At 62.9% G+C, this 23,353-nt stretch carries 28 protein-coding genes; 18 read left to right on the top strand and 10 right to left on the bottom strand.

Annotation, left to right across the window (positions count from 1 at the left end):
• Positions 1-103 precede the first annotated feature (103 nt).
• From hslU to hslV, 5 genes are read right to left on the bottom strand one after another with little or no spacing between them, the layout of a single operon-like run.
• Positions 104-1,414, bottom strand: a complete 1,311-nt coding sequence (hslU, locus tag AC0L2D_RS11585) for an ATP-dependent protease ATPase subunit HslU (protein WP_024502005.1) — start codon at positions 1,412-1,414, stop codon at positions 104-106.
• A gap of 4 nt (positions 1,415-1,418) precedes the next feature.
• Positions 1,419-2,018, bottom strand: coding sequence for a DUF2585 domain-containing protein (locus AC0L2D_RS11580; protein ID WP_013528354.1), 600 nt, complete (start codon positions 2,016-2,018; stop codon positions 1,419-1,421).
• A gap of 52 nt (positions 2,019-2,070) precedes the next feature.
• Entirely contained in the window at positions 2,071-3,231 is a 1,161-nt protein-coding gene (locus AC0L2D_RS11575; RefSeq protein ID WP_473541080.1) for a hypothetical protein, read from the bottom strand.
• Positions 3,228-3,743: a GNAT family N-acetyltransferase gene (locus AC0L2D_RS11570; RefSeq protein ID WP_127369768.1), complete on the bottom strand. Its 516-nt coding sequence runs from the start codon at positions 3,741-3,743 to the stop codon at positions 3,228-3,230. Before AC0L2D_RS11570 ends, AC0L2D_RS11575 begins: the two co-directional genes overlap by 4 nt.
• Positions 3,733-4,284 carry an ATP-dependent protease subunit HslV gene (gene hslV / locus AC0L2D_RS11565; RefSeq protein WP_013528351.1) on the bottom strand — a complete coding sequence of 184 codons (552 nt, stop codon included), beginning with the start codon at positions 4,282-4,284 and terminating at the stop codon, positions 3,733-3,735. The genes AC0L2D_RS11570 and hslV overlap by 11 nt, the downstream gene beginning before the upstream one ends.
• Positions 4,285-4,526: 242 nt before the next feature.
• On the opposite strand from hslV, the gene hisB reads away from it, so the two are divergent.
• The 9 genes from hisB (at position 4,527) to coaA (ending at position 10,408) form a co-directional block, all read left to right on the top strand.
• Complete coding sequence (gene hisB, locus AC0L2D_RS11560) at positions 4,527-5,126, top strand: imidazoleglycerol-phosphate dehydratase HisB (protein ID WP_063169777.1); 600 nt, start codon at positions 4,527-4,529, stop codon at positions 5,124-5,126.
• Between the two features lie 4 nt (positions 5,127-5,130).
• Positions 5,131-5,607: a DUF2628 domain-containing protein gene (locus AC0L2D_RS11555; protein ID WP_337123129.1), complete on the top strand. Its 477-nt coding sequence runs from the start codon at positions 5,131-5,133 to the stop codon at positions 5,605-5,607.
• 23 nt (positions 5,608-5,630) lie between these two features.
• Positions 5,631-6,281: an imidazole glycerol phosphate synthase subunit HisH gene (hisH, locus tag AC0L2D_RS11550; RefSeq protein WP_473541077.1), complete on the top strand. Its 651-nt coding sequence runs from the start codon at positions 5,631-5,633 to the stop codon at positions 6,279-6,281.
• A gap of 86 nt (positions 6,282-6,367) precedes the next feature.
• On the top strand, positions 6,368-6,658 hold the full coding sequence (locus AC0L2D_RS11545) for a DUF1330 domain-containing protein (protein WP_013528347.1): 291 nt from the start codon (positions 6,368-6,370) through the stop codon (positions 6,656-6,658).
• 4 nt (positions 6,659-6,662) lie between these two features.
• On the top strand, positions 6,663-7,406 hold the full coding sequence (gene hisA / locus AC0L2D_RS11540; RefSeq protein WP_013528346.1) for a 1-(5-phosphoribosyl)-5-[(5-phosphoribosylamino)methylideneamino]imidazole-4-carboxamide isomerase: 744 nt from the start codon (positions 6,663-6,665) through the stop codon (positions 7,404-7,406).
• Positions 7,403-8,239, top strand: coding sequence for an arginase family protein (locus tag AC0L2D_RS11535; protein WP_473541075.1), 837 nt, complete (start codon positions 7,403-7,405; stop codon positions 8,237-8,239). The genes hisA and AC0L2D_RS11535 overlap by 4 nt, the downstream gene beginning before the upstream one ends.
• Entirely contained in the window at positions 8,236-9,030 is a 795-nt protein-coding gene (gene hisF / locus AC0L2D_RS11530; protein ID WP_024501998.1) for an imidazole glycerol phosphate synthase subunit HisF, read from the top strand. The genes AC0L2D_RS11535 and hisF overlap by 4 nt, the downstream gene beginning before the upstream one ends.
• A 70-nt stretch (positions 9,031-9,100) precedes the next feature.
• Positions 9,101-9,424 (top strand): phosphoribosyl-ATP diphosphatase, encoded by a 324-nt coding sequence (locus tag AC0L2D_RS11525; protein WP_063170995.1) that lies wholly within the window; start codon positions 9,101-9,103, stop codon positions 9,422-9,424.
• A 24-nt stretch (positions 9,425-9,448) separates the two neighbouring features.
• Positions 9,449-10,408 (top strand): type I pantothenate kinase, encoded by a 960-nt coding sequence (gene coaA / locus AC0L2D_RS11520; RefSeq protein WP_013528342.1) that lies wholly within the window; start codon positions 9,449-9,451, stop codon positions 10,406-10,408.
• Here the strand turns inward: coaA and AC0L2D_RS11515 are convergent.
• The 3 genes from AC0L2D_RS11515 to AC0L2D_RS11505 all read right to left on the bottom strand — a co-directional run bounded on the left by AC0L2D_RS11515 (position 10,395) and on the right by AC0L2D_RS11505 (position 12,074).
• Complete coding sequence (locus tag AC0L2D_RS11515) at positions 10,395-11,024, bottom strand: alpha-ketoglutarate-dependent dioxygenase AlkB family protein (RefSeq protein WP_064993026.1); 630 nt, start codon at positions 11,022-11,024, stop codon at positions 10,395-10,397. The two genes, coaA and AC0L2D_RS11515, sit on opposite strands and share 14 nt — an antisense overlap.
• Positions 11,025-11,126: 102 nt before the next feature.
• A complete protein-coding gene (gene lysM / locus AC0L2D_RS11510) occupies positions 11,127-11,600 on the bottom strand; it encodes a peptidoglycan-binding protein LysM (protein WP_013528340.1) in 474 nt (157 codons plus the stop codon).
• Positions 11,601-11,690: 90 nt separating this feature from the next.
• Complete coding sequence (locus tag AC0L2D_RS11505) at positions 11,691-12,074, bottom strand: hypothetical protein (protein WP_473541072.1); 384 nt, start codon at positions 12,072-12,074, stop codon at positions 11,691-11,693.
• Positions 12,075-12,144: 70 nt separating this feature from the next.
• Here AC0L2D_RS11505 and AC0L2D_RS11500 point away from each other — a divergent pair, with 70 nt between their 5' ends.
• The 3 genes from AC0L2D_RS11500 to AC0L2D_RS11490 are packed head-to-tail and all read left to right on the top strand — an operon-like array spanning position 12,145 to position 15,175.
• Positions 12,145-13,212, top strand: coding sequence for a type III polyketide synthase (locus AC0L2D_RS11500; RefSeq protein WP_224618274.1), 1,068 nt, complete (start codon positions 12,145-12,147; stop codon positions 13,210-13,212).
• Positions 13,209-13,928 carry a methyltransferase domain-containing protein gene (locus AC0L2D_RS11495; RefSeq protein ID WP_473541071.1) on the top strand — a complete coding sequence of 240 codons (720 nt, stop codon included), beginning with the start codon at positions 13,209-13,211 and terminating at the stop codon, positions 13,926-13,928. Before AC0L2D_RS11500 ends, AC0L2D_RS11495 begins: the two co-directional genes overlap by 4 nt.
• On the top strand, positions 13,925-15,175 hold the full coding sequence (locus tag AC0L2D_RS11490) for an NAD(P)/FAD-dependent oxidoreductase (protein WP_275953218.1): 1,251 nt from the start codon (positions 13,925-13,927) through the stop codon (positions 15,173-15,175). Before AC0L2D_RS11495 ends, AC0L2D_RS11490 begins: the two co-directional genes overlap by 4 nt.
• Before the next feature lie 251 nt (positions 15,176-15,426).
• On the opposite strand, the gene arfB is transcribed toward AC0L2D_RS11490, so the two are convergent.
• A complete protein-coding gene (gene arfB / locus AC0L2D_RS11485; RefSeq protein ID WP_027161031.1) occupies positions 15,427-15,864 on the bottom strand; it encodes an alternative ribosome rescue aminoacyl-tRNA hydrolase ArfB in 438 nt (145 codons plus the stop codon).
• 85 nt (positions 15,865-15,949) lie between these two features.
• Entirely contained in the window at positions 15,950-17,560 is a 1,611-nt protein-coding gene (locus AC0L2D_RS11480) for a phosphoenolpyruvate carboxykinase (RefSeq protein WP_064992854.1), read from the bottom strand.
• Positions 17,561-17,903: 343 nt separating this feature from the next.
• Between AC0L2D_RS11480 and AC0L2D_RS11475 the strand changes: the two genes are divergently transcribed.
• The 6 genes from AC0L2D_RS11475 (at position 17,904) to ahcY (ending at position 23,330) form a co-directional block, all read left to right on the top strand.
• Positions 17,904-18,605 (top strand): response regulator transcription factor, encoded by a 702-nt coding sequence (locus AC0L2D_RS11475; protein WP_013528337.1) that lies wholly within the window; start codon positions 17,904-17,906, stop codon positions 18,603-18,605.
• A gap of 20 nt (positions 18,606-18,625) precedes the next feature.
• Positions 18,626-20,410 (top strand): sensor histidine kinase, encoded by a 1,785-nt coding sequence (locus AC0L2D_RS11470; protein ID WP_013528336.1) that lies wholly within the window; start codon positions 18,626-18,628, stop codon positions 20,408-20,410.
• A gap of 17 nt (positions 20,411-20,427) precedes the next feature.
• On the top strand, positions 20,428-20,889 hold the full coding sequence (locus AC0L2D_RS11465; protein ID WP_013528335.1) for an HPr kinase/phosphorylase: 462 nt from the start codon (positions 20,428-20,430) through the stop codon (positions 20,887-20,889).
• A gap of 164 nt (positions 20,890-21,053) precedes the next feature.
• Positions 21,054-21,455 (top strand): PTS sugar transporter subunit IIA, encoded by a 402-nt coding sequence (locus AC0L2D_RS11460; protein WP_010912939.1) that lies wholly within the window; start codon positions 21,054-21,056, stop codon positions 21,453-21,455.
• Entirely contained in the window at positions 21,452-21,748 is a 297-nt protein-coding gene (locus AC0L2D_RS11455; RefSeq protein WP_013528333.1) for an HPr family phosphocarrier protein, read from the top strand. The genes AC0L2D_RS11460 and AC0L2D_RS11455 overlap by 4 nt, the downstream gene beginning before the upstream one ends.
• A 181-nt stretch (positions 21,749-21,929) precedes the next feature.
• A complete protein-coding gene (gene ahcY / locus AC0L2D_RS11450) occupies positions 21,930-23,330 on the top strand; it encodes an adenosylhomocysteinase (RefSeq protein ID WP_013528332.1) in 1,401 nt (466 codons plus the stop codon).
• Positions 23,331-23,353: the final 23 nt, after the last annotated feature.

Genomic DNA, 23,353 nt, shown 5'->3' with positions numbered 1-23,353 from the left:
CGGCAGGACGAAAGGTGGCCAGATGGTACCATCTGGCCACACATGATTTTGCTTGCCGGAAAATGTTGCCTGGACCGGCGCCGGAATGTTTCGGCGCCGTCGTTTAAAGGATGAACCGCGACAGGTCGGTATTCCTGGACAGATCGCCGACATGCTTTTCGACATAGGCGGCGTCGATAGTGACGCTCGTTCCGTTGCGGTCGGGCGCATCGTAGGAGATTTCGTCCAGCACCCGCTCCATCACCGTCTGCAGGCGCCTGGCGCCTATGTTCTCGACGCTGGCGTTGAGATCGACGGCGATGCCGGCGAGCGAATCGATGGCGTCTTCGGTGAAGGTCAACTCGACGCCCTCGGTCTTCATCAGCGCGATATACTGCTTGATCAGGCTGGCCTCGGTCTCGGTCAGGATGCGCACGAAATCGTCCTTCTCCAGCGCCCGCAGTTCGACGCGGATCGGCAGGCGGCCCTGTAATTCCGGCAACAGGTCGGACGGCTTCGAGACGTGGAAGGCGCCGGAGGCGATGAACAGGATGTGATCCGTCTTCAAGGGTCCGTATTTGGTCGCCACCGTGGTGCCTTCGACCAGCGGCAGCAGGTCGCGCTGCACGCCTTCGCGCGAGGGCCCGCCGGAAATGTCCGATCTCGCCGCGATCTTGTCGATCTCGTCGAGGAAGACGATGCCGTCGTTTTCCGCGGCATCGAGCGCCCGGCGCACCACCTCGTCCTGATCGAGCAGCTTGTCGGACTCGTCATTGACCAGCAGGTCGTAGGACTCCTTCACCGTCGTCTTGCGCATCTTGGTTTTCTTGCCGCCCATCGCCTTCGACAGCATGTCGTTGATGTTCAGCACGCCGATATTGGCGCCCGGCATGCCGGGGATTTCAAATCCGGGCATGCCGCCGCTGCCGGTGTCGGCAACCTCGACCTCGATTTCCTTGTCGTCGAGCTCGCCGTCGCGCAGCTTCTTGCGGAAACTGTCGCGGGTGGCCGGGCTCGCCGTCTTGCCGACCAGTGCTTCCAGCACACGTTCCTCGGCGTTGACGTGGGCGCGCGCCTTGACGTCCTCACGCATCTTCTCGCGCACCAGGCCGATGGCGATCTCGACCAGGTCGCGGATGATCTGCTCGACATCGCGGCCGACATAGCCGACTTCGGTGAACTTGGTCGCCTCGACCTTGACGAAGGGCGCACCGGCCAGCCGCGCCAGGCGGCGCGAGATTTCCGTCTTGCCGACGCCGGTCGGCCCGATCATCAGGATGTTCTTGGGCATCACCTCTTCGCGCATCTGGCCTTCCAGCTGCTGGCGGCGCCAGCGGTTGCGCAAGGCAATGGCCACGGCGCGCTTGGCGTCCTTCTGGCCGATGATGAAGCGGTCGAGTTCCGAAACGATTTCGCGGGGAGAAAATGTGCTCATATCACTAAATTCCACTTTGCCACTGCTTGATGGCCTCGAACGGATGCAGCAGCATGATCACGTTGAGTGTCAGATTGTCCCGGATGAGGTAGCCGGTGCCGAGTTCGAAGATGATGGCGAGGCTGACGATCACCCATATAGGTAGCCTTCGCGCCATCACAAATCCCAGCACCATGGCCAGTGTGTCCGACACCGAATTGATGATGCTGTCGCCATAGTAATCGAGCGAAATCGTGCCGGCGCGGTAGCGGTCGATGATGAACGGGCTGTTTTCCAGCAGCTCCCAGCCGCCCTCGATGAAGACGGCGAACGCCAGCCTCAGGCCGATCGGCGAACGCGGGAACAGGAACCGCGCCAGCGCATAGAACAGGAAGCCGTGGATGATGTGCGAGAAGGTGTACCAGTCCGAAATGTGCTGGGAATTCTCCGAACTGTTCACCACGCCATGCCAGAGCTTGACGTAGCCGCAGGTGCAGATCGGCGTCCGCCCCATGCCGTAGAGCGCCCCGGCCTGGAAGATGACCAGGGCAAGCACCAGCAGAAGCCCCATCCGCCAGCTGTCTTCGTAGGCCGAATAGCTGTTTTCCGTGGCCGGTGTCGTCATCGGTTCATTCCCCCTCGTTTCGCGTCGCCGTCTCGACCATCACAAAGTCCTGTCACGCCTTCAGCGGCGGTAGCCGGCGGATCACGGCCGCCGGCAAGGTGGGGTTGACCACAATCCGCCGGATACGCTGCCAGCCGGCCCCGAACAGAATAATCAGTGCGCCAACAACGACCAGGATCAAGGCAAAAGGCGGGATGCCCGTCGAATCGGAGGCGGAATTCACCAGATAATAGATGCCCAGCGAGCCGAAGTAAGCCAATGTAGGAACCAGAAGCGAACGGCGGTCTATGGCCAGCGCGACATAGAGGAAGCCAAGGATCAGAATCGTCAGCATGATGGTTGCATTGGCATCCGGCGCGATATGTCCGAATACGACGTTTTGGCCGGTTGCCATGATAAAGAGCGGATGCACCAGCATCGGCGCCGAGACGACATGCAGCCAGAAAGCGCAATCGGACCAGATCTTGCGTCGATCCCTGTCGTAAATGTCAAAAGCGACACCCGTTGCGAACACGATCAGGCCGCAGATCAGCGGCATGTAAAGGGCCGCGCGAAGCAATTCGGGAACGTCCTCGAGGCGCGGCGGCGCAATCGCGCCGGTTGTCACGCTGTCATACAGGATTATCGCCGTTTGCAGGAAGGCAAGCAGTGTGAAGGCGATGGCGATGGTCCCGGCAAGGATGGGGACGCGAAAGCGCCAGAAATAGATCGCCGCCGCGATTATTCCTCCGCCCAGGAACAGATATCCGGCCCGGGACGCCGTCTGGCGCAACGCCAATAGCTGCCAGATGGTTTCCGGCTTGCGTATGCCGAAGCTGGCCTCCACTTGCAGCGCCAGAGCGGCCAGAATGGCGGCCATGAAAATCAGGGCAAGCACGGACGACGATAGCTTCATCCGGTGCTGACGCGTGACGATTTCGGCGAGCCCCCAGGCGAAAACCGCGAGGATGCCGGCGATCCAGAATGTCTGGCCTGGAAGCAAGGTGGTTAGGACAAAGAAGAAGCCGGCGCTGAGCAGAACGGTTCCCACGGTGACGAACAGATCGTTGCCGCCGCCGACCAGCCGCAGGTTTTCCTCGTCACCCTCGTCATCGGCGGGCCTGGCCTCGGGGGCGAGAGCGACCGCGCGTTCCATGGCCTCCAACTGATCGCGCAAGGTCTGCGAGATCAAACCTTTCGCGACTGCCTTGTCGAGGGTTTCGGCGCTGATCAATTGGGCTCCTGCGTCGCGTCGCGCGCCATCAACAGGGCTGGCCCGTACTCCGATGTTCTGGTGTCAAAGGCAACAAAGCCGGCCTTTTCGTAGGCGCGGATCGCCCTGACATTGGCGGGATCCGGGTCGATGATGACGCGCGGAACACCTTCCTCGAAAAGCTGTTCGACAAATTGGCGCACGATCGCCGAGCCATGGCCACGGCCGACCAGCTCCGGCACGCCGATCGACACGTCGATGCCGAGCGTGCCGAACGGCTGGTCGGCGTAGGGGTGGTCGTCTTCCAGATGCGGATCGTAGCTCTGCAGATAGGCGATCGGCTTGCCGTCGAGCTCGACGATCAGCGGCTCGACGGAAATCGAGTCGATATGATCGCTAATCCCGGCGATTTCCGTCTCCGGATCGTCCCACCACTCTGCAACATGCGGCTGGGCAAGCCAGCCGGCGATCATCGGCAGGTCTTTCTCCGTCACCGGCCGAAAATCATAGGTCACCACCTCTTCAGGCGGCATCGAGCGTTTCGACGACGAAATTGTTGTTGGTGTAGACGCAGATGTCGGATGCGATCTGCATCGCCTTGCGGGCGATCTCCTCGGCATCCTTGTCGCTGTCCATCAGCGCGCGGGCCGCGGCCAGCGCGTAATTGCCGCCCGAACCGATGGCCATGACGCCGAATTCGGGCTCGAGCACGTCGCCGGTGCCGGTCAGCGCCAGCGAGACTGACTTGTCTGCCACCAGCATCATCGCTTCCAGCCGGCGCAGATAGCGGTCGGTGCGCCAGTCCTTGGCGAGCTCGACGCAGGCGCGCGTCAGCTGGTCGGGATATTGTTCGAGCTTGGCCTCGAGCCGCTCCAGAAGCGTGAAGGCGTCGGCGGTGGCGCCGGCGAAACCGGCAATCACATTGCCGCCCTTGCCGATGCGGCGCACCTTCTTGGCGTTGCCCTTCATGATGGTCTGGCCAAGGCTGACCTGGCCGTCGCCGGCGATCACCACCTTGTTGCCCTTGCGCACCGTCACGATGGTCGTGGCGTGCATGGTCAGTTCATTGGACATTTCTTGGGCTCCGAGCAGCGCCATCCCGATAAGGCGATTGGCGCGGTACGAGTAACTTTGATCGGCCATATGTATGCATGGGGCCGGTGATTGCAAATCGTTCTCTGGCAAGGCCGATACCGATGCCGGAGGCAACTGGCAATCGCCGGATCATGCTGCTAGAAGGCTTTCGTTTTCAAGCCTGCGAGCGCTTGAAGCCTCTGAGCCGGTCACGATGTGAACCTCTGGACAAGGATAGAGTGATGCCGCCCCGTTCCGCCGAAGCGAGCCGTAAGACCAAGGAAACCGACATCTCCGTGTCGGTCCATGTCGACGGTTCCGGCAAGTCGGATATCGCCACGGGGGTCGGCTTCTTCGATCATATGCTGGACCAGCTGTCGCGCCATTCCCTGATCGACATGACGGTCAGGGCCAAGGGCGACCTGCATATCGACGATCACCACACGGTCGAGGACACCGGCATCGCGCTCGGCCAGGCCTTGACCAAGGCGCTCGGCGAGCGGCGCGGCATCATGCGCTATGCCTCGATCGACCTTGCCATGGACGAGACGCTGACGCGCGCCGCGATCGATGTGTCCGGCCGTCCCTTCCTGGTCTGGAACGTTTCCTTCTCGTCGCCGAAGATCGGCACCTTCGACACCGAACTGGTGCGCGAGTTCTTCCAGGCGCTGGCGCAAAATGCCGGCATTACGCTGCATGTCACCAACCACTATGGCGCCAACAACCATCACATCGCCGAGACCTGCTTCAAGGCGGTGGCGCGCGCGCTGCGCGCTGCTCTCGAACGCGATCCGCGCCAGCCGGATGCGGTTCCCTCCACCAAGGGATCGTTGAAGGGATAAGGCCATGGCCACCTACGTCGTGATGGAACCGCCAGGCCGCAGCGAAAAGGCTGATGCGACGGCCTTTGTCCGCGATGGCTTCACCTGGCTGGGCCTCCTGGTGCCGCCGCTATGGTTCGCCTGGCATCGGCTGTGGATCGAAGCAGCACTTGCCTTCGTCGTCATGGGCCTGCTTTCGATGCTGGGCCAGAAGCTCGGCCTTGGTCTGGCCGGGTCGCTGCTGTCGTTGCTGGTTTCGCTCTATGTCGGCCTGGAAGGGCAAGGCCTGCGCATCGCGGCACTTCGCCGGCGTGGTTGGCACGAGTGGGGCGCGGTCGAAGCCGGTTGGCTCGACGATGCCGACACACGCTATGCGCTGGAGGCGGAAGCGCTTGCCGATGAGGTTGTGCCGGCGCCGCGCATGGTCCCCGATGCTGCCTTCGCGCGGCCAGCGCAGCCGGGCATTGCGCTGGGGCTGACCCACATACCGGGAAGAAACTGACATGATTCCGGGAAGAAGCTGATATGCGGGTTGCGATCATCGACTACGGCTCGGGCAATCTGCGCTCGGCCACCAAGGCCTTCGAGCGCGCCGCGCGCGAAGCCGGCATCGCGGCGCAGATCGACCTGACGGCCGATGCCGAGCGGGTGCGCACGGCCGATCGCATCGTCCTGCCCGGCGTCGGCGCCTATGCCGATTGCGCGGCCGGCCTGCAGGCCGTCGAAGGCATGCGGGAAGCCGTCGAGGATGTCGCGATCGTCAAGGGCCGGCCCTTCCTCGGCATCTGCGTCGGCATGCAACTGATGTCGCAGCGCGGCCTTGAAAAGACAATTACCGAGGGCTTCGGCTGGATATCGGGCGACGTCAAGGAGATCATGCCTTCCGATTCGGCGCTGAAGATCCCGCAGATCGGCTGGAACACGATCGAACTCAAACGCCAGCATCCACTGTTTGCCGGCATTCCCACCGGGACCAACGGGCTGCACGCCTATTTCGTGCACTCCTACCACCTCGATGCGCGCAAGCCGGACGAAGTGCTGGCGGTCGCCGATTATGGCGGCCCGGTGACGGCGGCCGTCGCCCGCGACAATCTCGTCGGCACGCAATTCCACCCGGAAAAGAGCCAGGCGCTGGGCCTCGCCCTGATCACCAATTTCCTGCGCTGGAGGCCCTAGAGCATGATCCCGAAAAGTGGACCCCGGTTTTCTCGGACAAACGGTCCCGTTTGTCCCGAGATCATGCTCAAGCAAAGGGGAAACCGATGAGCAAGAAGGGTTACTGGATGGCGATGGTCGAGGTGACCGATCCGGAAAACTATCCGCTATACATTGCCGCCAACAAAGCGGCTTTCGACAAATATGGCGCAAAATTCCTGACCCGCGGCGGTCAGTCGTCGAGCCCGGAAGGGTCGTCGGGCAATCGCCATGTCATCATCGAGTTCGAGAGCTACGCGGTCGCACTCGCCTGCTTCCATTCGCCCGAATACCAGGCGGCGCTGAAGTTCCGACGTCTCTATTCGACATCGCATTTCGCCATTGTGGAAGGCGCCTGAACGGATGATCCTTTTCCCCGCCATCGATCTCAAGGACGGCCAGTGCGTGCGCCTGAAGCACGGCGACATGGCCACCGCGACCATCTACAACGATGATCCTGCAGCGCAGGCGCGGGCCTTCGAGCAACAGGGCTTCGAATGGCTGCATGTCGTCGACCTCAACGGCGCCTTCCAGGGCCAGAGCGTCAACAGCGCGGCGGTCGGCGCCATCCTCAAGGCGACGAAGAACCCTGTGCAGCTCGGCGGCGGCATCCGCACGCTGGCGCAGATCGAGGACTGGCTCGATCGCGGGCTGGCCCGTGTCATCCTCGGCACGGTGGCGGTGCGTGACCCGGACCTAGTCAGACAGGCCTGCAAGGCGTTTCCGGGCAAGGTCGCCGTCGGCATCGACGCCAAGGGCGGCAAGGTCGCCGTCGAGGGCTGGGCCGAGGCGTCGAGCCTCGGCGTCGTCGAACTGGCGAGGAAATTCGAGGGCGCCGGAGTCGCCGCCATCATCTACACCGATATCGACCGCGACGGCGTTTTGACCGGCATCAACTGGGACGCCACCATCGATCTCGCCGATGCCGTATCGATCCCGGTCATCGCGTCGGGCGGCCTCGCCTCGATCGCCGACATCGTGCGCATGACCATGCCCGATGCGCAGAAGCTCGAAGGGGCGATCTCCGGGCGCGCGCTCTATGACGGCCGCATCGATCCGGCCGAGGCCCTGGCGATCCTGCAGGGCAGGGCGGAGACGCGGACGTGAAAATCTCCATCATCCTGGCCTCCTACGACAGCGGCCATTACCATGGCGGCATGGGCCAGGGCCCGGACGCACTGATATCAGGCGGGCTCGTCGACGCGCTGAGCATGGCCGGCCATGACGTTACGGTGAAAGACATCGGCAGGGTCGGAGACATCCAGGAGCGCGAGATCGCCACCGGCTTTGCTGTCTGCAACGCGGTTGCGACCGAGGTTCGCCTTGCCCGTGACGCCGGCCGGTTTCCCATCGTCCTTGCGGGAAACTGCCTGACATCAGCCGGTGCGGTCGCCGGCGAGGACGCCGATGCGATCATCTGGGCCGACCAGCATGGCGACCTCAACACGCCCGAGACATCGGCGTACGGGTTTCTCGACGGCATGGCGCTGGCGACGGTGCTTGGCCTGTGCTGGAGGCCGATGGCGTCGGCCATTCCCGGCTTCAAGCCGATCGATCCGTCGCGTTGCGTGCTCGTCAACGCGCGCGATCTCGATCCGGACGAGAAGCGGCTGCTGGAGACATTGCCGATCGTGCGGACGGAATGCTCCGGGGTGGCCCAGGCGACCGAAAGACTGAAGATCGCCGGCGCCAAACGCGTGCACATGCATCTCGACATGGACGTGCATGATCCCCGCGAGTTGCAGGCCAACCGCTATATCACTTCGGGCGGCCCGAGCCCGGAGCAGTTGCGCGACGCCACTTGCGCCATGGCGATTGCGGTGCCGGTCGTCGGCATCACCGTCTCCGCCTACGACCCGGCTTTCGACGCGCAGGCCGATGTGCCGCCGCTGGTCGGTCAATTGCTGAACGATCTCATCGCCACGATAGAGGGCCGCTGATGCTGAAAGCCCGTGTCATCCCCTGTCTCGACGTCAAGAACGGCCGTGTCGTCAAGGGCGTCAACTTCGTCGATCTCGTCGACGCCGGCGATCCGGTCGAGGCGGCCAAGGCCTATGACGCGGCCGGCGCCGACGAGCTTTGCTTCCTCGACATCACTGCTTCGTCGGACAATCGCGAAACCATCTTCGACGTCATCGCACGCACCGCCGAACAATGCTTCATGCCGCTGACCGTCGGCGGCGGCGTGCGCCAGGTCGCCGACATCAGGAAGCTGCTGCTGGCCGGCGCCGACAAGGTGTCGATCAACACGGCGGCGGTGAAGAACCCGGATTTCGTTGCCGAGGCCGCCGACAAGTTCGGCAACCAGTGCATCGTCGTCGCCATCGACGCCAAGAAAGTGTCCGCCACCGGTGAGGCCGACCGCTGGGAAATCTTCACCCATGGCGGGCGCGAAAAGACCGGCATCGACGCGGTCGAGTTCGCGCGGAAAATGGTCGATCGCGGCGCCGGCGAGATCCTGCTGACCTCGATGGATCGCGACGGCACCAAGGCCGGCTACGACATCGCGCTGACCCGCGCGATATCAGACGCCGTGCGCGCGCCGGTCATCGCTTCCGGCGGCGTCGGCACGCTCGACCACATGGTCGAAGGCATTCGCGACGGCCATGCCGGTGCGGTGCTGGCCGCGTCCATCTTCCATTTCGGTACCTACACAATAGCGCAGGCCAAGGCGCATATGGCCGCCGCAGGGCTGCCGATGCGGCTGGACTCTGTGAATAATCGGCCCTAAAGCATGATCCCGAAAAGTGGGAACCGGTTTTCGGAAAAGATCATGCCTAAACAAGCAGATAGATGGCGCCATGGCTGAGTTTTCGCTGTCAGATCTTGAAGAAACCATCAGGGAACGCGCCCATTCCGGCGACCCGGACTCGTGGACGGCAAAACTGTTCGCGCGCGGCATCGACAAGGCGGCGCAGAAACTCGGCGAGGAAGCGGTCGAGACGGTGATTGCCGCCGTCAAGGGCGACAAACAGGCCCTCGTTTCGGAAAGTGCCGATCTTATATATCATTGGCTCGTCGTTCTCGGCCTCTCGGGGGTTTCGCTGAGCGACGTGCTCAAGGAGCTTGAAGGCCGCACCCGGCGTTCGGGCATCGCCGAGAAGGCGTCACGGCCCAAGGGCTGACCGCGAGGAAGGGCAGGTATCTCGATGGATCAGCTCGCGCCGACCGAGAAGTATTCCCCGTTTCGCTTCTTCTCCGCCGAGCAATGGTCGCAATTCCGCGCCGACACGCCGCTGACGCTGAGCGCGGACGAATTCCGCCGCCTGCGCTCGCTCAACGATCCGGTCGATCTCGAAGAGGTCACGCGCATCTATCTGTCGCTGTCGCGGCTGTTGTCGGCTCATGTCGAAGCGAGCCAGCTGCTGTTCCGGCAACGCCAGGCCTTCTTCAACGCGGTCGACGTGGTCAAGACGCCCTTCATCATCGGCATCGCCGGTTCCGTCGCGGTCGGCAAATCGACCACCGCACGCGTGCTGAAGGAGCTTTTGGCGCGCTGGCCGTCGAGCCCCAAGGTCGATCTCATCACCACCGACGGCTTCCTGCTGCCCAACGAGGTCCTGCGCCGCGAGAACCTGATGGAGCGCAAGGGTTTTCCAGACAGCTACGATGTCGGCGCGCTGCTGCGCTTCCTGTCGGGCATCAAGTCGGCGCTGCCCGATGTCCGCGCGCCGGTCTATTCGCACCTCACCTATGACGTCATTCCCGGCGAGTTCGTCACCATCGACCGGCCCGACATATTGATCTTCGAAGGCATCAATGTCCTGCAGCCCGGCAAGCTGCCGCAGGACGGCAAGATCGTGCCTTTCCTGTCGGACTTCTTCGACTTCGCCATCTACATCGATGCCGACGAGAAGCTGATCCACAACTGGTACATTTCCCGCTTCATGCGGCTGCGTGAGACCGCCTTCCGCAATCCGGACTCCTTCTTTCACCGCTACTCGCAGCTGTCGGAGGGTTCGGCGCGCGCCATCGCCGAAGGCCTGTGGACCAACATCAATTTGAAGAATCTGCGCGAGAACATCCTGCCGACGCGGGCCCGCGCCGACTTGATCCTGCGCAAGGGGGCCGACCACCTGATCGAGGAAGTGGCGCTCAGGAAGCTGTGACGGCCGGCTTCGTCACCCGTCGCAATGTCAGATTGATCCGCCCACCGTTTTTCAGCAGCGCCGAGGTCGAGGGATAGATCCGACCGACGCCGTGAAAGCACAGCCGCCCCTCGCCGCCGAGCACCACGACGTCACCGCTTTGCAGCCTGAACGACTTGGTGGCGCCATCACGCGTGGTCTGGCCAACCCGGAACAGGCAGTCGTCGCCGAGCGAGACGGAGACGACCGGCGCCGAAAAGTCGGCCTCGTCGCGGTCCTGATGCAGGCCCATCTTCGCATCCGCCGTGTAGAAATTGATCAGGCACGCTTCCGGCGGATGCGGATAGCCCGAGACCTCGCGCCACAGGTCGAGCAGCGCATCCGGAATTGGCGGCCAAGGCGCCCCGGTTAGCGGATGCGCCGGCTGGTAACGATAGCCGTGCTCCTTGTCGGTGACCCAGCCCAGCGGCCCGCAATTGGTCATGCGCACGCTCATCTCCTTGCCGGTGCGCGGCATGGCCGGCACGAACAGCGGCGCCTGCTGCACGATCCGTCTCACCTCGTCGACCAGTTCTTCCTGCACGGTGCGTGACAGGTAGGCCGGCATGTGGCGGACGCCTTTGGGCAGAACGAGCACGGATTCGATCACCTTTTGGATGGTTCGGAACCGTAAAATGTCACGATCAAATGAAAACGGCGACCCGAAAGCCGCCGCTCTTGTCGAATTGGCAGTCGCCGATCAGGCGAGGTCGGGGATGCGCAGCACCTGGCCCGGATAGATCTTGTCGGGATGGGTCAGCATCGGCTTGTTGGCCTCGAATATGACCGTGTTCTTGACGCCTTGGCCCTTGCCGTAGCTTTTCTCGGCGATCTTCCAGAGATTGTCGCCCTTCTTCACGGTGTAAAAGGTGGGCTCCTTGGCCGGGGCGGCGGCCGTGCCAGGTGCTGGCGCGACCTGTAATTCGTCCGCCTGCACCTTGGAGACGCCGAGCGTGTTGCCGACGGCGATGACCGCCTTCTCGAAGATCGACTGGTCCTTGACCACACCCTTCAGCACTGCCGTATCGCCGTTGACGACGACCTCGACGCCATCGGTGCCGAGCTTGTGCGAATCGAGCTCCTTCTTGAGTGTGTCGGCCGTGGGTGCGGCTTCGTCGTCACCGCCGATGCCCAGTTTCTTGCCGACACTCTTGACGAAATCGAACATGCCCATCGTTGGTCTCCATTGCTGTGGTGGGTGATCGCAGCTTGCCATCTGCAACCCAGAATTGGAAGCCACCCGCGCGTTGCAGCTTCGCGGTGCTTAATCGTTCTCCACCCGGCCGCGCAGTTTCTTGATCGTGCCGCGCCCGGCCTTGCTCTTCAGCCGCCGTTCCACGGCACCTTTCGACGGCCGCGTCTTCTTGCGCGGCGGCGGTGGCGGCTCGGCGGCCTTGGCGACCAGTGCCGTCAGCCGTGCCCGCGCATCCGCCCGGTTCTGTTCCTGGGTGCGGAAGCGGCCCGCTTCGATGACGATGACACCGTCCTTGGTGGTACGCTGGGATGAGCTGCGCCACCCATTGACATCAGCCCTGAGCAGAAATGCTGCTGCAATGTCAGCCGGGCCGGCAGGCGGCCGCCCCGTCCGGGACGAAACTCGTTTTCTGAAACGTTTATGGAACAGGCAACGCTCAAGCCCGGCGACCAACATTGGTGCCTATTGAGCAAAGACCCTTTGGCGGCAGCGCGACGCCGCACGACGCCCAGGGAGACCGGAAATGTCTGCCAACGCCTATATCAACCGGATCGCGACAGTGGTTCCGGAACATGAGGTTCATCAATTCTATCTGCAATTCGCGGCTTCCATGCTTGCTGCCGATCACCGGAGGATTTTTGAACGCATGGCCGGCCTTGCCGGCATCGAAAGCCGTTATTCCTGCTTTGCGCCCGCCCTCGACCCCGAGGGGGCCTATGTAGATCGTGCCGGAACCTTTGTCCGTGGTGCATTCCCCGGAACGGCCGCGAGAATGGCGATGTTTTGCGAAGCCGCGCCTGTGCTGGCACAAAAAGGCGTCGACGGATTGCAGCTTGGCGACGAAGCATCACGCATCACCCATCTCATCGTCACCACCTGCACAGGGTTTTCCGCGCCAGGTATCGACTTGGACCTGATTCAGCGCTGCGGTCTGTCGGACAGGGTCGAGCGCACGATGATCGGGTTCATGGGTTGCTATGCCGCGGTCAACGCCCTCAAGCTGGCCCGTCACATCGTTCGCTCCGACCCGCAATCGAGGGTCCTGCTGGTCAATATCGAACTCTGCACGTTGCATCTCAGGGAAACCGCCGAGCTGGAAAAACTGCTGTCCTTCTGCCTCTGGGGCGACGGCTGCGCGGCAGCACTTGTCACCGCCGAGCCGCCCGGCATCGAACTCGACAGCTTTCATTGCACCGTCGCCTACGAGCGGCGGGACCTGATGAGGTGGGACATTCGCGACCACGGCTTCGATATGGTTCTTTCCGGTCAGGTGCCGGCGACGGTTCATGAAATTGTGCGGACCAACCAGGGCGCCATCCTCGGCAACCGGCCAACCGAAGCGATCGATCTCTGGGCCATACACCCCGGCGGACGTTCGATTCTTGACGCCGTCGAAAGGGCGCTGAACCTCGCGCCCACCGCGCTCACTCCATCGCGCGATGTGCTGCGCCGATACGGCAACATGTCGTCGGCGACGGTCATGTTTGTGATGGAAGAGATGCTGAGGGCGCCGTCCGGACTGCTTGGCTGCGGCATGTCGTTCGGACCCGGATTGACGGCCGAAACCATGCTTTTTCGAACCGTGTCATGAATTCGCTCAGCCACCGCAGCCTTGTCCCGGAAATCCTTGACGGGCTTGCAGCCGACGATCCGCGGGCGCGCGCGTCGCGCCGTGACCTTCGACGTATTAATGTGTTGATGTTTCAGGCGCCGATCATGGCGTCATTGTTGCGGAAATTCGTGCCAACGCCACCACGTCGTATTCTGGAGATCGGCGCTGGCGACGGTACCTCCATGCTCGCAGTGGCGCGGCGCATCGCCAGGCATTGGCCTGAGGTCGAACTGACGCTCCTCGATCGCGTCGGCCTCGTCACCACTGAACTTTCGGCCGAGTTCGACAGGCTGGGATGGGCTGTCGAAGGTATCACCGCCGACGTCTTCGATTGGATGGAAAGAACTGACGGCAGGGGCTTCGACGCTATCACTGTGAATCTTTTCCTGCATCATTTCGACGACGCAGAGCTGGTGCGTCTGTTTTTGCTGCTGGCGCCGAAGGCCCCGCTGTTCCTGGCGATCGAACCGCAGAGGGCAATGTCGGCGCTCGCCGCAGCCCGGCTTCTCCTGGCGATCGGCGCCAACGACGTCACCCGACATGACGCGGCCCAGAGCGTGCGCGCCGGCTTTCGCGGCAGGGAGCTATCTGCTCTCTGGCTTGCAGCGAATGGCAAGTCATTGAGAGAGCGGCGCGTTGGTCCCTTTTCGCACGTATTCGTCGGCGCCAGTACCAATGCCGGTAGTGACCCATGACGCGATTGTCGACCTACGATGCCATCATCATAGGCGCAGGCCCCGCAGGTTCCTCCGTCGCGCTGGCGCTGGCCCTGCGCGGATGGGCCGTGGCCATTGTGGAAAAGAGTGCATTCCCCCGCCGCAAAGTCTGCGGCGAGTACATCTCGGCGAGTAACATCGCTCTGCTCGACCGTCTGGACATCGGCGATGCTTGGCGCGCCAACGCCGGCCCCGAAGTCCGCCGCGTCGGTTTCTTTTCCAGCGAGACCTGCGTCGAGGCGCCTATGCCGGGTGCAAAATATGGGCTCGCTGCAAACGACGGCTTCGGCCGGGCGCTGGGCCGGGACGTTCTCGACGCTCTGCTCTTGCAGGCGGCGCGATCGGCGGGCGCCGAGATATTCCAGCCTTGCCGGGCGGTCGCCATCGAGCGGGACGAGGACATGCAAAGGGTGCGCATTCAGGCGAGGGACGAGAATTCGGGCGACGAGACGACGACCTTGCGGGCGCCGGTAATTGTTGGAGCGCACGGTTCCTGGGAACCGGGACCGCTGCCAAGCCAACTCCAAAAGACCAGCCACCCGTCGGACTTGCTTGGCTTCAAGGCGCATTTCACCGGGTCGTCACTCGCGCCTGATCTGATGCCGTTGCTGGCGTTTCCCGGCGGCTACGGCGGCATGGTCCTGGCCGATCATGGCCGGCTGTCGATCTCGTGCTGCATAAGGCGCGACATGCTCGCCCGACTGCGCAGGAACCGTAGCTCCGGATGGGATGGCCCCAAACAGGATGGCCAAGTGTCGGCTGCTGAAGCGGTGTTTCGCCATCTCATGGCTTCTTGCCGAGGCGTGAGCGATGCTCTGGATGGAGTCCACCTCGATGGTCCGTGGCTTGCCGCAGGTCCAATCCAGCCTGGCATCCGCTCCTGTTACGAGCGGGATATCTTCCGCGTCGGCAACGCCGCAGGCGAGTCGCATCCGATCATCGCCGAAGGCATTTCAATGGCGCTTCAGTCCGGTTGGCTGCTGGCCGAGGAACTCGCGCGCGCGCCACGCGGCCGAGCCGGGCGCGAACTGGCCGGCAGACGCTATCAAGCGGCCTGGAGAGAATTGTTTTCGACGCGGGTTCACGCAGCTGCAGTCCTCGCCCGAATAGCCCTCAGCCCCGCCGGTCCCGCCTTGATGGCGGCGGCTGTTCGGAATTTCCCGCGAGCATTGACACTGGGCGCCCATATGAGCGGCAAGACGAGGCCGATCCCCGGTCTTGTTTGACCGATGCTGCGGCACTCCCGCTGCTCGCAGGGCCGAGAGCCAAGCTATGGAATATTCCCGCCGGCGTCCGGCGTTCTGCATACGGTCTTGCTATTTGCAAGCCAACTTTCATGAATGCAATGCAATCAGACGTGGACGCGCCGCGTCTACGGACGCTCTGCCCGATCCGGGAGAATTTCCGCCAGGGCGCAATATTTCCTTTGAGTGAGCGTGCTTGGGAAGTCGTTTTGTGCGCGTGATTGGTGTGGTGCTTAATCGTTCTCCACCCGGCCGCGCAGTTTCTTGATCGTGCCGCGCCCGGCCTTGCTCTTCAGCCGCCGTTCCACGGCACCTTTCGACGGCCGCGTCTTCTTGCGCGGCGGCGGTGGCGGCTCGGCGGCCTTGGCGACCAATGCCGTCAGCCGTGCCCGCGCATCCGCCCGGTTCTGTTCCTGGGTGCGGAAGCGGCCCGCTTCGATGACGATGACGCCGTCCTTGGTGGCACGCTGGCCGGCAAGCTTGATCGTCCGCTCGCGCACGCGCTCCGACAGACCCGCTGCGTTGGCGGCGTCGAAGCGCAGTTGCACCGCCGTCGCCACCTTGTTGACGTTCTGGCCGCCGGGACCGGACGAGCGGATGAAATCCTCGTGCAGGTCGCCCGGATGGATCACCGCATCGCCTGATATGAAGATATTGTCGTCGCTCGCCATGCCGCAGTCATGGCGCGGCGGATCGAAAAAGAAAAGGCCCGATCGAAGCCGGGCCTTTCAACGAAAGCTGAACCCCGTAGCGCGATTACTCCGCCGCTTCCTGCATGCGCGGCGCCGCACCCAGCACCACGGCATCGACATGGCTTTCGAATTTCTCGAAATTGATGGCGAACATGCCGACCAGCCTTGCCGCCTGCCGGTCATAGCCGGCCTTGTCGGCCCAGGTGGAGCGCGGGTCGAGAATGGCGCTGTCGACGCCTCGAACCGCCACCGGCACCTCGAAACCGAAATGAGGGTCGGTGCGGAACTCGGCCGTCTTGAGCGAGCCGTCGAGTGCGGCGGCAAGCAAGGCGCGCGTCGCCTTGATCGGCATGCGCTTGCCGGTGCCGTAGGCGCCGCCGGTCCAGCCGGTGTTGACCAGCCAGCAATCGGCGCCGTGGCGGGCAATCAGCTCGCGCAGCAAATTGCCGTATTCCGATGGATGGCGCGGCATGAACGGTGCGCCGAAACAGGTCGAAAACGTCGCTTCGGGCTCGGTCACGCCCTTTTCGGTTCCGGCCACCTTGGCGGTGTAGCCGGAGAGGAAATGATACATCGCCTGCGCCGGGGTCAGCCGCGCGATCGGCGGCATCACGCCGAACGCATCGGCGGTCAGCATGATGATGTTCCTCGGATGGTTGGCGCGGCCGGTCTTGCTGGCGTTGGGAATGAAATCCAGCGGGTAGGCGCAGCGTGTGTTTTCGGTCAGCCTTCCGTCGTTGAAATCCGGCACGCCATCAGCGTCGAGCACGACATTTTCCAGCACCGTGCCGAAGCGCTGCGTGGTGGCGAAGATTTCCGGCTCGGCTTCCGCCGACAGCTTGATCGTCTTGGCGTAGCAGCCGCCTTCGAAATTGAAGATGCCGTGGGGTCCCCAGCCATGCTCGTCGTCGCCGATCAGCGTGCGCGAGGGATCGGCCGAGAGTGTCGTCTTGCCGGTGCCCGACAGGCCGAAGAAGATGGCGGCGTCGCCGGACGTACCCTCGTTGGCCGAGCAATGCATCGGCATCACGCCTTTCGCCGGCAGCAGATAGTTGAGCATGGTGAACACCGACTTCTTCATCTCGCCGGCATAGGAGGTGCCGCCGATCAGCACGACCTTGCGCGTGAGATCCACGGCGATCACCGTTTCGGTGCGGCTGCCGTGGCGGGCGGGATCGGCGCGGAAGGACGGCAGGTCGATGATCGTCATGTCAGGCACGAAATGCTTGAGCTCGGCGGCATCGGGACGAATGAGCAGATTGCGGATGAACAGCGAGTGCCAGGCAAATTCGGTGACCACCCTGGTCGGCAGCTTCAGCTCCGCATCGGCGCCGCCGATCAGGTCCTGGACGTATAGATCCTTGTCCGCGGCATGCGCCTGGAAATCAGCGAGCAGCGTGTCGAACTGGGCTTGTGAAATTGCCTTGTTGTTGTCCCACCAGACGTGCGGTTCGGTGTCACTGTTGCGGACGACAAACTTGTCCTTGGGCGAGCGGCCGGTGTGCTGGCCTGTTTCGGCGACCAGCGCGCCATGTGCCGTCAAGCGGGCTTCGCCGCGCCGGATCGAGTCCTCATAAAGAGCAGCCGCACCGAAATTATAGCGCACCACGCCGGTGGTTTTCAGGCCGATATGATCGATCGCGCAGGCGGAATTGCGTTTGCCGACTTCCGACATCGAGTGTCCCTCTTGGATTTGCCGCATCTTTGCCGGCACCTTCCCGGCACGCCCACTACGCGGGCTGAGATGGTCAGAACCAGAAAAGCCAAATGATATCAAATCATTAATCGATTTAAATATTTTGAAAGTTGTTTAAATCGTTTATATGTGCAAAAAGTTTCGCGGTTGCCCAAAGGATCGGCGATGTACGTTCGTCCAATCCATGTCGAGGTAGGATTGTGGCCGCCGGCATGCCGCGCGTGACAGCGGACAAGGCCTATGCCACATTTTGTACCTAATTTGTCCTGCAAAAGCCCCTTCTCTACGACAGAAGGGACAGCTCATGAGGGAGCCGCTTGAAATGGCAACAATCGCGCTTGTCGATGACGACCGCAACATTCTGACATCGGTGTCGATCGCCCTGGAATCCGAGGGGTATCGCGTCGAGACCTACACGGATGGTGCGTCGGCGCTGGAAGGCCTGGCGGCACGCCCGCCGAACCTTGCCATTCTCGACATCAAGATGCCGCGCATGGACGGCATGGAACTGCTGCGCCGGATGCGCCAGAAGTCCGACCTGCCGGTGATCTTCCTGACCTCCAAGGACGACGAGATCGACGAATTGTTCGGTCTCAAGATGGGCGCTGACGATTTCATCCGCAAACCCTTCTCACAGCGCCTGCTGGTCGAGCGCGTGCGCGCCGTGCTGCGCCGCGCCAGTGCCCGCGAGGCCGCCGCCAAGACACCCAGCCAGCAGGCCCGCTCTCTCGAGCGCGGCCAGCTCGTCATGGACCAGGAGCGCCACACCTGCACCTGGAAGGGCGAGCCGGTGACGCTCACCGTCACCGAGTTCCTGATCCTGCATTCGCTGGCGCAGCGTCCCGGTGTCGTAAAAAGCCGTGATGCGCTGATGGATTCGGCTTATGATGAACAGGTCTATGTCGACGACCGCACCATCGACAGCCACATCAAGCGGCTGCGCAAGAAGTTCAAGGCCGTCGACGACGACTTCGAGATGATCGAAACCCTTTACGGAGTCGGATACCGGTTCCGCGAAGCATAAGTAGCAGGGCCTGCTATTCGATGGCAGTGGAAGCACAGCGAACAAGACCGGCGGGCGCCTCCAGGCGGCCGTCGCGGATCATGCCGTCCTTCGTCTCGAAGATCACGGTGCCGATGCGCCGCTTCCTTGGCCATCACATCTTTTCCAGCCTGACGCGGCGTATCCTGTTCCTCAACCTTGCCGGCCTCGCCGTGCTGGTGACCGGCATCCTCTATCTCAACACCTTCCGCGACGGGCTGATCGACGCCCGCGTCGAAAGCCTGATGACCCAGGGCGAGATCATCGCCGGCGCCATCGCCGCTTCGGCGACGGTCGAGACGGATTCGATCAGCATCGACCCGGAAAAGCTGCTTGAACTGCAGGCCGGCGAAAGCCTAGGGCCGGGCTCCGACCAGCTCGACAATCTCGATTTCCCGATCAACCCGGAGCGTGTCGCCCCGGTGCTGCGAAGGCTGATCTCGCCGACCAGAACCCGCGCCCGCATCTATGACCGCGACGCCAATCTGCTGCTCGATTCGCGCCACCTCTATTCGCGTGGCCAGATCCTGCGCTACGACCTGCCGCCGGTCGAGGAAGAAGAGCCCGATCTGGTCGAGCGCATCCAGAAATTCGTCTTCGACTTCTTCCGCAACACCGAGCTGCCGGTCTATCACGAGCAGCCGGGCGGCAATGGTGCCGCTTTCCCGGAAGTGGTCAAGGCGCTCACCGGCAGCCCTTCGACCATCGTGCGCGTCAGCGAGCAGGGCGAGCAGATCGTTTCGGTGGCGGTGCCGATCCAGCGCTTTCGTGCCGTCCTGGGCGTGCTGATGCTGTCGACCGAAGGCGGCGACATCGACAAGATCGTCGCCGCCGAGCGCAAGGCGATCCTGCGCGTCTTCGGCATCGCGGCCCTTGTCACCGCCATCCTGTCGATGCTGCTCGCCTCGACCATCGCCAATCCGCTGCGCCGGCTGTCGGCGGCGGCGGTGCGAGTGCGGCGCGGCGTCAAGAGCCGTGAGGAGATCCCCGACTTTTCCGACCGCCAGGACGAGATCGGCAATCTGTCGATCGCCATACGCGACATGACCAACGCGCTCTACGCCCGGATCGAGGCGATCGAAAGCTTCGCGGCCGATGTCTCGCACGAGCTGAAGAACCCGCTGACGTCGCTGCGCAGCGCGGTGGAGACCCTGCCGCTGGCCAAGAACGACGATTCGCGCGGCCGGCTGATGGATATCATCCAGCACGATGTCAGGCGGCTGGACCGGCTCATCACCGATATTTCCGACGCATCGCGCCTGGACGCGGAGCTTGCGCGTGAAGATGCGGGAACGGTCGATTTGAAGAAATTCATCACCGATCTGGTCGCCGTTTCGCGCGAGGCGACGCGCAACAAGAAGGCGGTCGAGATCGAGTTCAAGGCCGCCAAACTGCCGCAGGGCGTCAAAGGCTATGTCGTCGTCGGCCATGATCTGCGCATCGGCCAGGTCATCACCAATTTGATCGAGAACGCCCGTTCCTTCGTTCCCGAAGATCATGGCCACATCAGCCTGTCGCTGGCGCGTGCCGGCAAGTTCAACATCGTCACCGTCGACGACAATGGCCCCGGCATCCGCGCCGACAACATCGACCGCATCTTCGAACGCTTCTACACGGACCGGCCGGCCGGCGAGGCGTTCGGCCAGAATTCGGGCCTTGGCCTGTCGATATCCAGGCAGATCGTCGAGGCCCATGGCGGCACGCTAACCGCCGAAAACATCCCCGGCACCAAACCCGGCGAGATCAAGGGCGCGCGTTTTGTGGTGACGTTGCCGGCCGAAGGCTGAGGGCATGAATTCCAACCATGCCTGGTCCAGCCGTGCAGCCTGAAAACATTCACGCGACAATGGTTTTGATCGGCGAGCGCGGCATTCTCATCACCGGAGCCTCCGGCTCGGGCAAGACGGCGCTGGCGCTGGCGCTCATAGATCATTGTCGCCAGCGCGGATCGTTCGCGCGGCTCGTCGGTGACGATCAGCTCTTTGTCGAGGCGCATGCCGGGCGGCTTCTGTGCCGCGCTCCCGCCGCCATAGAAGGCCTCGTCGAGGTGCCTGGGCTCGGCCCCCGGCCTCTGCCATTCGAGCCGGCAGGCCTCGTCGACCTGCATGTCCACCTGGTGCCGGCCGATGAAGCGCCGCGCTTCCAGGAGGATGCCGCTAGCAGCATCGTGGGTTGTCTGGTGCCACAGGTCGATGTGGTCGAACGCAATATCCCGGCGGCCTTACCGGTCGTGATGGCGCGGCTGTCGATCGCGCCTTTTCTATGATCCGCTCCGGGTTTTTTGCTGCAATGCGTCAAAATGGCATGCGCCTGCGCAATTTTGGGCTTGTCAACGGGCCGCGCGTCGACAAGATAGCGCTCCCGCCGCCTGGATTGGCTGGCGAGCATAAAATGCGCCTGTGAAGCGGCGATGACGGGAGCCACCAAAGAATGATCGGACTCGTGCTTGTAACGCACGGTCAACTGGCCACCGAGTTCCGACATGCCGTCGAACATGTCGTCGGGCCACAAGACAATTTCGAAACCGTGGCGATCGGTGCCGACGACGATATGGAGCAGCGTCGGCGCGACATTGTCGACGCGGTTGCCCGTGTCGACACCGGGGCGGGCGTCATCGTGCTGACCGACATGTTCGGCGGCACGCCCTCCAATCTTGCCATCTCGGTGATGGAGTCCGGCCGCACCGAGGTGATCGCCGGCATGAATCTGCCGATGCTGATCAAGCTCTCCTCGATCCGCAAGGGCGACAACATGGCGGCCGCCCTTGATGAGGCCCAGGCCGCCGGTCGCAAATACATCAATGTTGCCAGCCAGCTCCTGAGCAGCAAATGACCGCGCTGTCCCCGGAAAAAGATCAGATAGTCCGGGATTTTCCCATCATCAACCAGCGCGGCCTTCATGCGCGCGCTTCGGCGAAGTTCGTCCAGCTGGCCAGCGGCTTCGATGCCTCGGTGCATGTCGAGAAGGATGGCGTCAAGGTTGGCGGCACCTCGATCATGGGCCTGATGATGCTGGCGGCAAGCCCCGGCTATTCGATCCGCGTCACCGCCAGCGGGCCGGAGGCCCAGCAGGTCATCGACGCCCTGGAGCAACTGGTGGCGTCCCGCTTCGGCGAGGAATGCTGATTTAGGACACTGCCAAAGCATGTCCGAGACACATGCACGAATAAAGATTTCTTTATATCCCATTGTCGTCCTTGCTCTGATCTGCTAGTCAGGCCGGCAATTCGCGCCCTTGGACGCGCCGACCGGCGCGGGCGTGTCCGCAACAAATTCGCAAGCACAACATTCGCATCGGAGTACTGCCATGACGGGTAGCAAGGACTATGTGGTCGCCGACATCTCGCTTGCCGGCTGGGGCCGCAAGGAACTCGAGATCGCCGAAACCGAAATGCCGGGCCTGATGGCCTGCCGTGAGGAATTCGGTCCCAAGCAGCCGCTCAAGGGTGCGCGCATCACCGGCTCGCTGCACATGACCATCCAGACGGCGGTGCTGATCGAGACGCTGAAGGCGCTTGGCGCCGATATCCGCTGGGCCTCCTGCAACATCTTCTCGACCCAGGACCATGCGGCCGCGGCCATCGCCGAGGCCGGCATCCCGGTGTTTGCCGTCAAGGGCGAGTCGCTGGAGGAGTATTGGGACTACACCGACAAGATCTTCCAGTGGGCCGATGGCGGCCTCTCCAACATGATCCTCGATGATGGCGGCGACGCCACCATGTACATCCTGATCGGCGCCCGCGCCGAGGCCGGCGAGGACGTGCTGTCCAACCCGCAGAGCGAGGAAGAGGAATATTTCTATGCCCAGGTCAAGAAGCGCCTGAAGGCTTCGCCCGGCTTCTTCACCAAGCAGAAGGCGGCGATCCGCGGCGTCACCGAAGAGACGACCACCGGCGTCAACCGGCTCTACCAGCTGCAGAAGAAGGGCCTGCTGCCCTTCCCTGCCATCAACGTCAACGACTCGGTCACCAAGTCGAAGTTCGACAACAAGTATGGCTGCAAGGAATCGCTGGTCGACGGCATCCGCCGCGGCACCGACACGATGATGGCCGGCAAGGTCGCTGTCGTGTGCGGTTATGGCGACGTCGGCAAGGGCTCGTCGGCCTCGCTCAAGGGCGCCGGTGCCCGCGTCAAGGTCACCGAGGTCGATCCGATCTGCGCCCTGCAGGCGGCGATGGACGGTTTTGAAGTCGTCACGCTGGAAGATGCAGCCCCCACCGCCGATATCGTCATCACCACCACCGGCAACAAGGATGTCGTCACCCTCGACCATATGCGCTCGATGAAGGACATGGTCATCGTCGGCAACATCGGCCACTTCGACAATGAGATCCAGGTCGCCGCGCTGCGCAATTTGAAATGGACCAACGTCAAGCCGCAGGTCGATATGATCACCTTCGCGGACGGCAAGCGGATGATCCTTTTGTCGGAAGGACGGCTGCTCAATCTCGGCAACGCCACCGGCCACCCGAGCTTCGTCATGTCGGCATCCTTCACCAACCAGGTGCTGGCGCAGATCGAGCTCTACACCAAGCCCGGCCAGTACGAGAACCAGGTCTATGTCCTGCCCAAGCATCTCGACGAAAAGGTCGCCCGCCTGCATCTCGACAAGCTCGGCGCCCGCCTGACCGAACTGTCGGGTGAACAGGCCGCCTATATCGGCGTCACGCCGCAGGGTCCGTTCAAGCCGGAACACTACCGCTATTAACCAAAGCTAAAATTACTACCAGA

The sequence above is a fragment of the Mesorhizobium sp. WSM4833 genome, from assembly GCF_055811095.1.
This window is presented reverse-complemented; position numbering and strand designations above follow the sequence as displayed.

Coding starts and splice junctions, on each gene's coding strand:
- lysM (WP_013528340.1), bottom strand. CDS start 11,600: ATGGGCATGTTCGATTTCGTCAAGAGTGTCGGCAAGAAACTGGGCATC.
- AC0L2D_RS11475 (WP_013528337.1), top strand. CDS start 17,904: ATGGCAACAATCGCGCTTGTCGATGACGACCGCAACATTCTGACATCG.
- AC0L2D_RS11525 (WP_063170995.1), top strand. CDS start 9,101: ATGGCTGAGTTTTCGCTGTCAGATCTTGAAGAAACCATCAGGGAACGC.
- AC0L2D_RS11490 (WP_275953218.1), top strand. CDS start 13,925: ATGACGCGATTGTCGACCTACGATGCCATCATCATAGGCGCAGGCCCC.
- AC0L2D_RS11570 (WP_127369768.1), bottom strand. CDS start 3,743: ATGCCGCCTGAAGAGGTGGTGACCTATGATTTTCGGCCGGTGACGGAG.
- AC0L2D_RS11500 (WP_224618274.1), top strand. CDS start 12,145: ATGTCTGCCAACGCCTATATCAACCGGATCGCGACAGTGGTTCCGGAA.
- hisA (WP_013528346.1), top strand. CDS start 6,663: ATGATCCTTTTCCCCGCCATCGATCTCAAGGACGGCCAGTGCGTGCGC.
- AC0L2D_RS11495 (WP_473541071.1), top strand. CDS start 13,209: ATGAATTCGCTCAGCCACCGCAGCCTTGTCCCGGAAATCCTTGACGGG.
- AC0L2D_RS11545 (WP_013528347.1), top strand. CDS start 6,368: ATGAGCAAGAAGGGTTACTGGATGGCGATGGTCGAGGTGACCGATCCG.
- AC0L2D_RS11455 (WP_013528333.1), top strand. CDS start 21,452: ATGACCGCGCTGTCCCCGGAAAAAGATCAGATAGTCCGGGATTTTCCC.
- hisH (WP_473541077.1), top strand. CDS start 5,631: ATGCGGGTTGCGATCATCGACTACGGCTCGGGCAATCTGCGCTCGGCC.
- AC0L2D_RS11480 (WP_064992854.1), bottom strand. CDS start 17,560: ATGTCGGAAGTCGGCAAACGCAATTCCGCCTGCGCGATCGATCATATC.
- hslV (WP_013528351.1), bottom strand. CDS start 4,284: ATGTCCAATGAACTGACCATGCACGCCACGACCATCGTGACGGTGCGC.
- hisB (WP_063169777.1), top strand. CDS start 4,527: ATGCCGCCCCGTTCCGCCGAAGCGAGCCGTAAGACCAAGGAAACCGAC.
- AC0L2D_RS11555 (WP_337123129.1), top strand. CDS start 5,131: ATGGCCACCTACGTCGTGATGGAACCGCCAGGCCGCAGCGAAAAGGCT.
- AC0L2D_RS11580 (WP_013528354.1), bottom strand. CDS start 2,018: ATGACGACACCGGCCACGGAAAACAGCTATTCGGCCTACGAAGACAGC.
- AC0L2D_RS11460 (WP_010912939.1), top strand. CDS start 21,054: ATGATCGGACTCGTGCTTGTAACGCACGGTCAACTGGCCACCGAGTTC.
- ahcY (WP_013528332.1), top strand. CDS start 21,930: ATGACGGGTAGCAAGGACTATGTGGTCGCCGACATCTCGCTTGCCGGC.
- coaA (WP_013528342.1), top strand. CDS start 9,449: ATGGATCAGCTCGCGCCGACCGAGAAGTATTCCCCGTTTCGCTTCTTC.
- hslU (WP_024502005.1), bottom strand. CDS start 1,414: ATGAGCACATTTTCTCCCCGCGAAATCGTTTCGGAACTCGACCGCTTC.
- AC0L2D_RS11465 (WP_013528335.1), top strand. CDS start 20,428: ATGCCTGGTCCAGCCGTGCAGCCTGAAAACATTCACGCGACAATGGTT.
- arfB (WP_027161031.1), bottom strand. CDS start 15,864: ATGGCGAGCGACGACAATATCTTCATATCAGGCGATGCGGTGATCCAT.
- AC0L2D_RS11470 (WP_013528336.1), top strand. CDS start 18,626: ATGGCAGTGGAAGCACAGCGAACAAGACCGGCGGGCGCCTCCAGGCGG.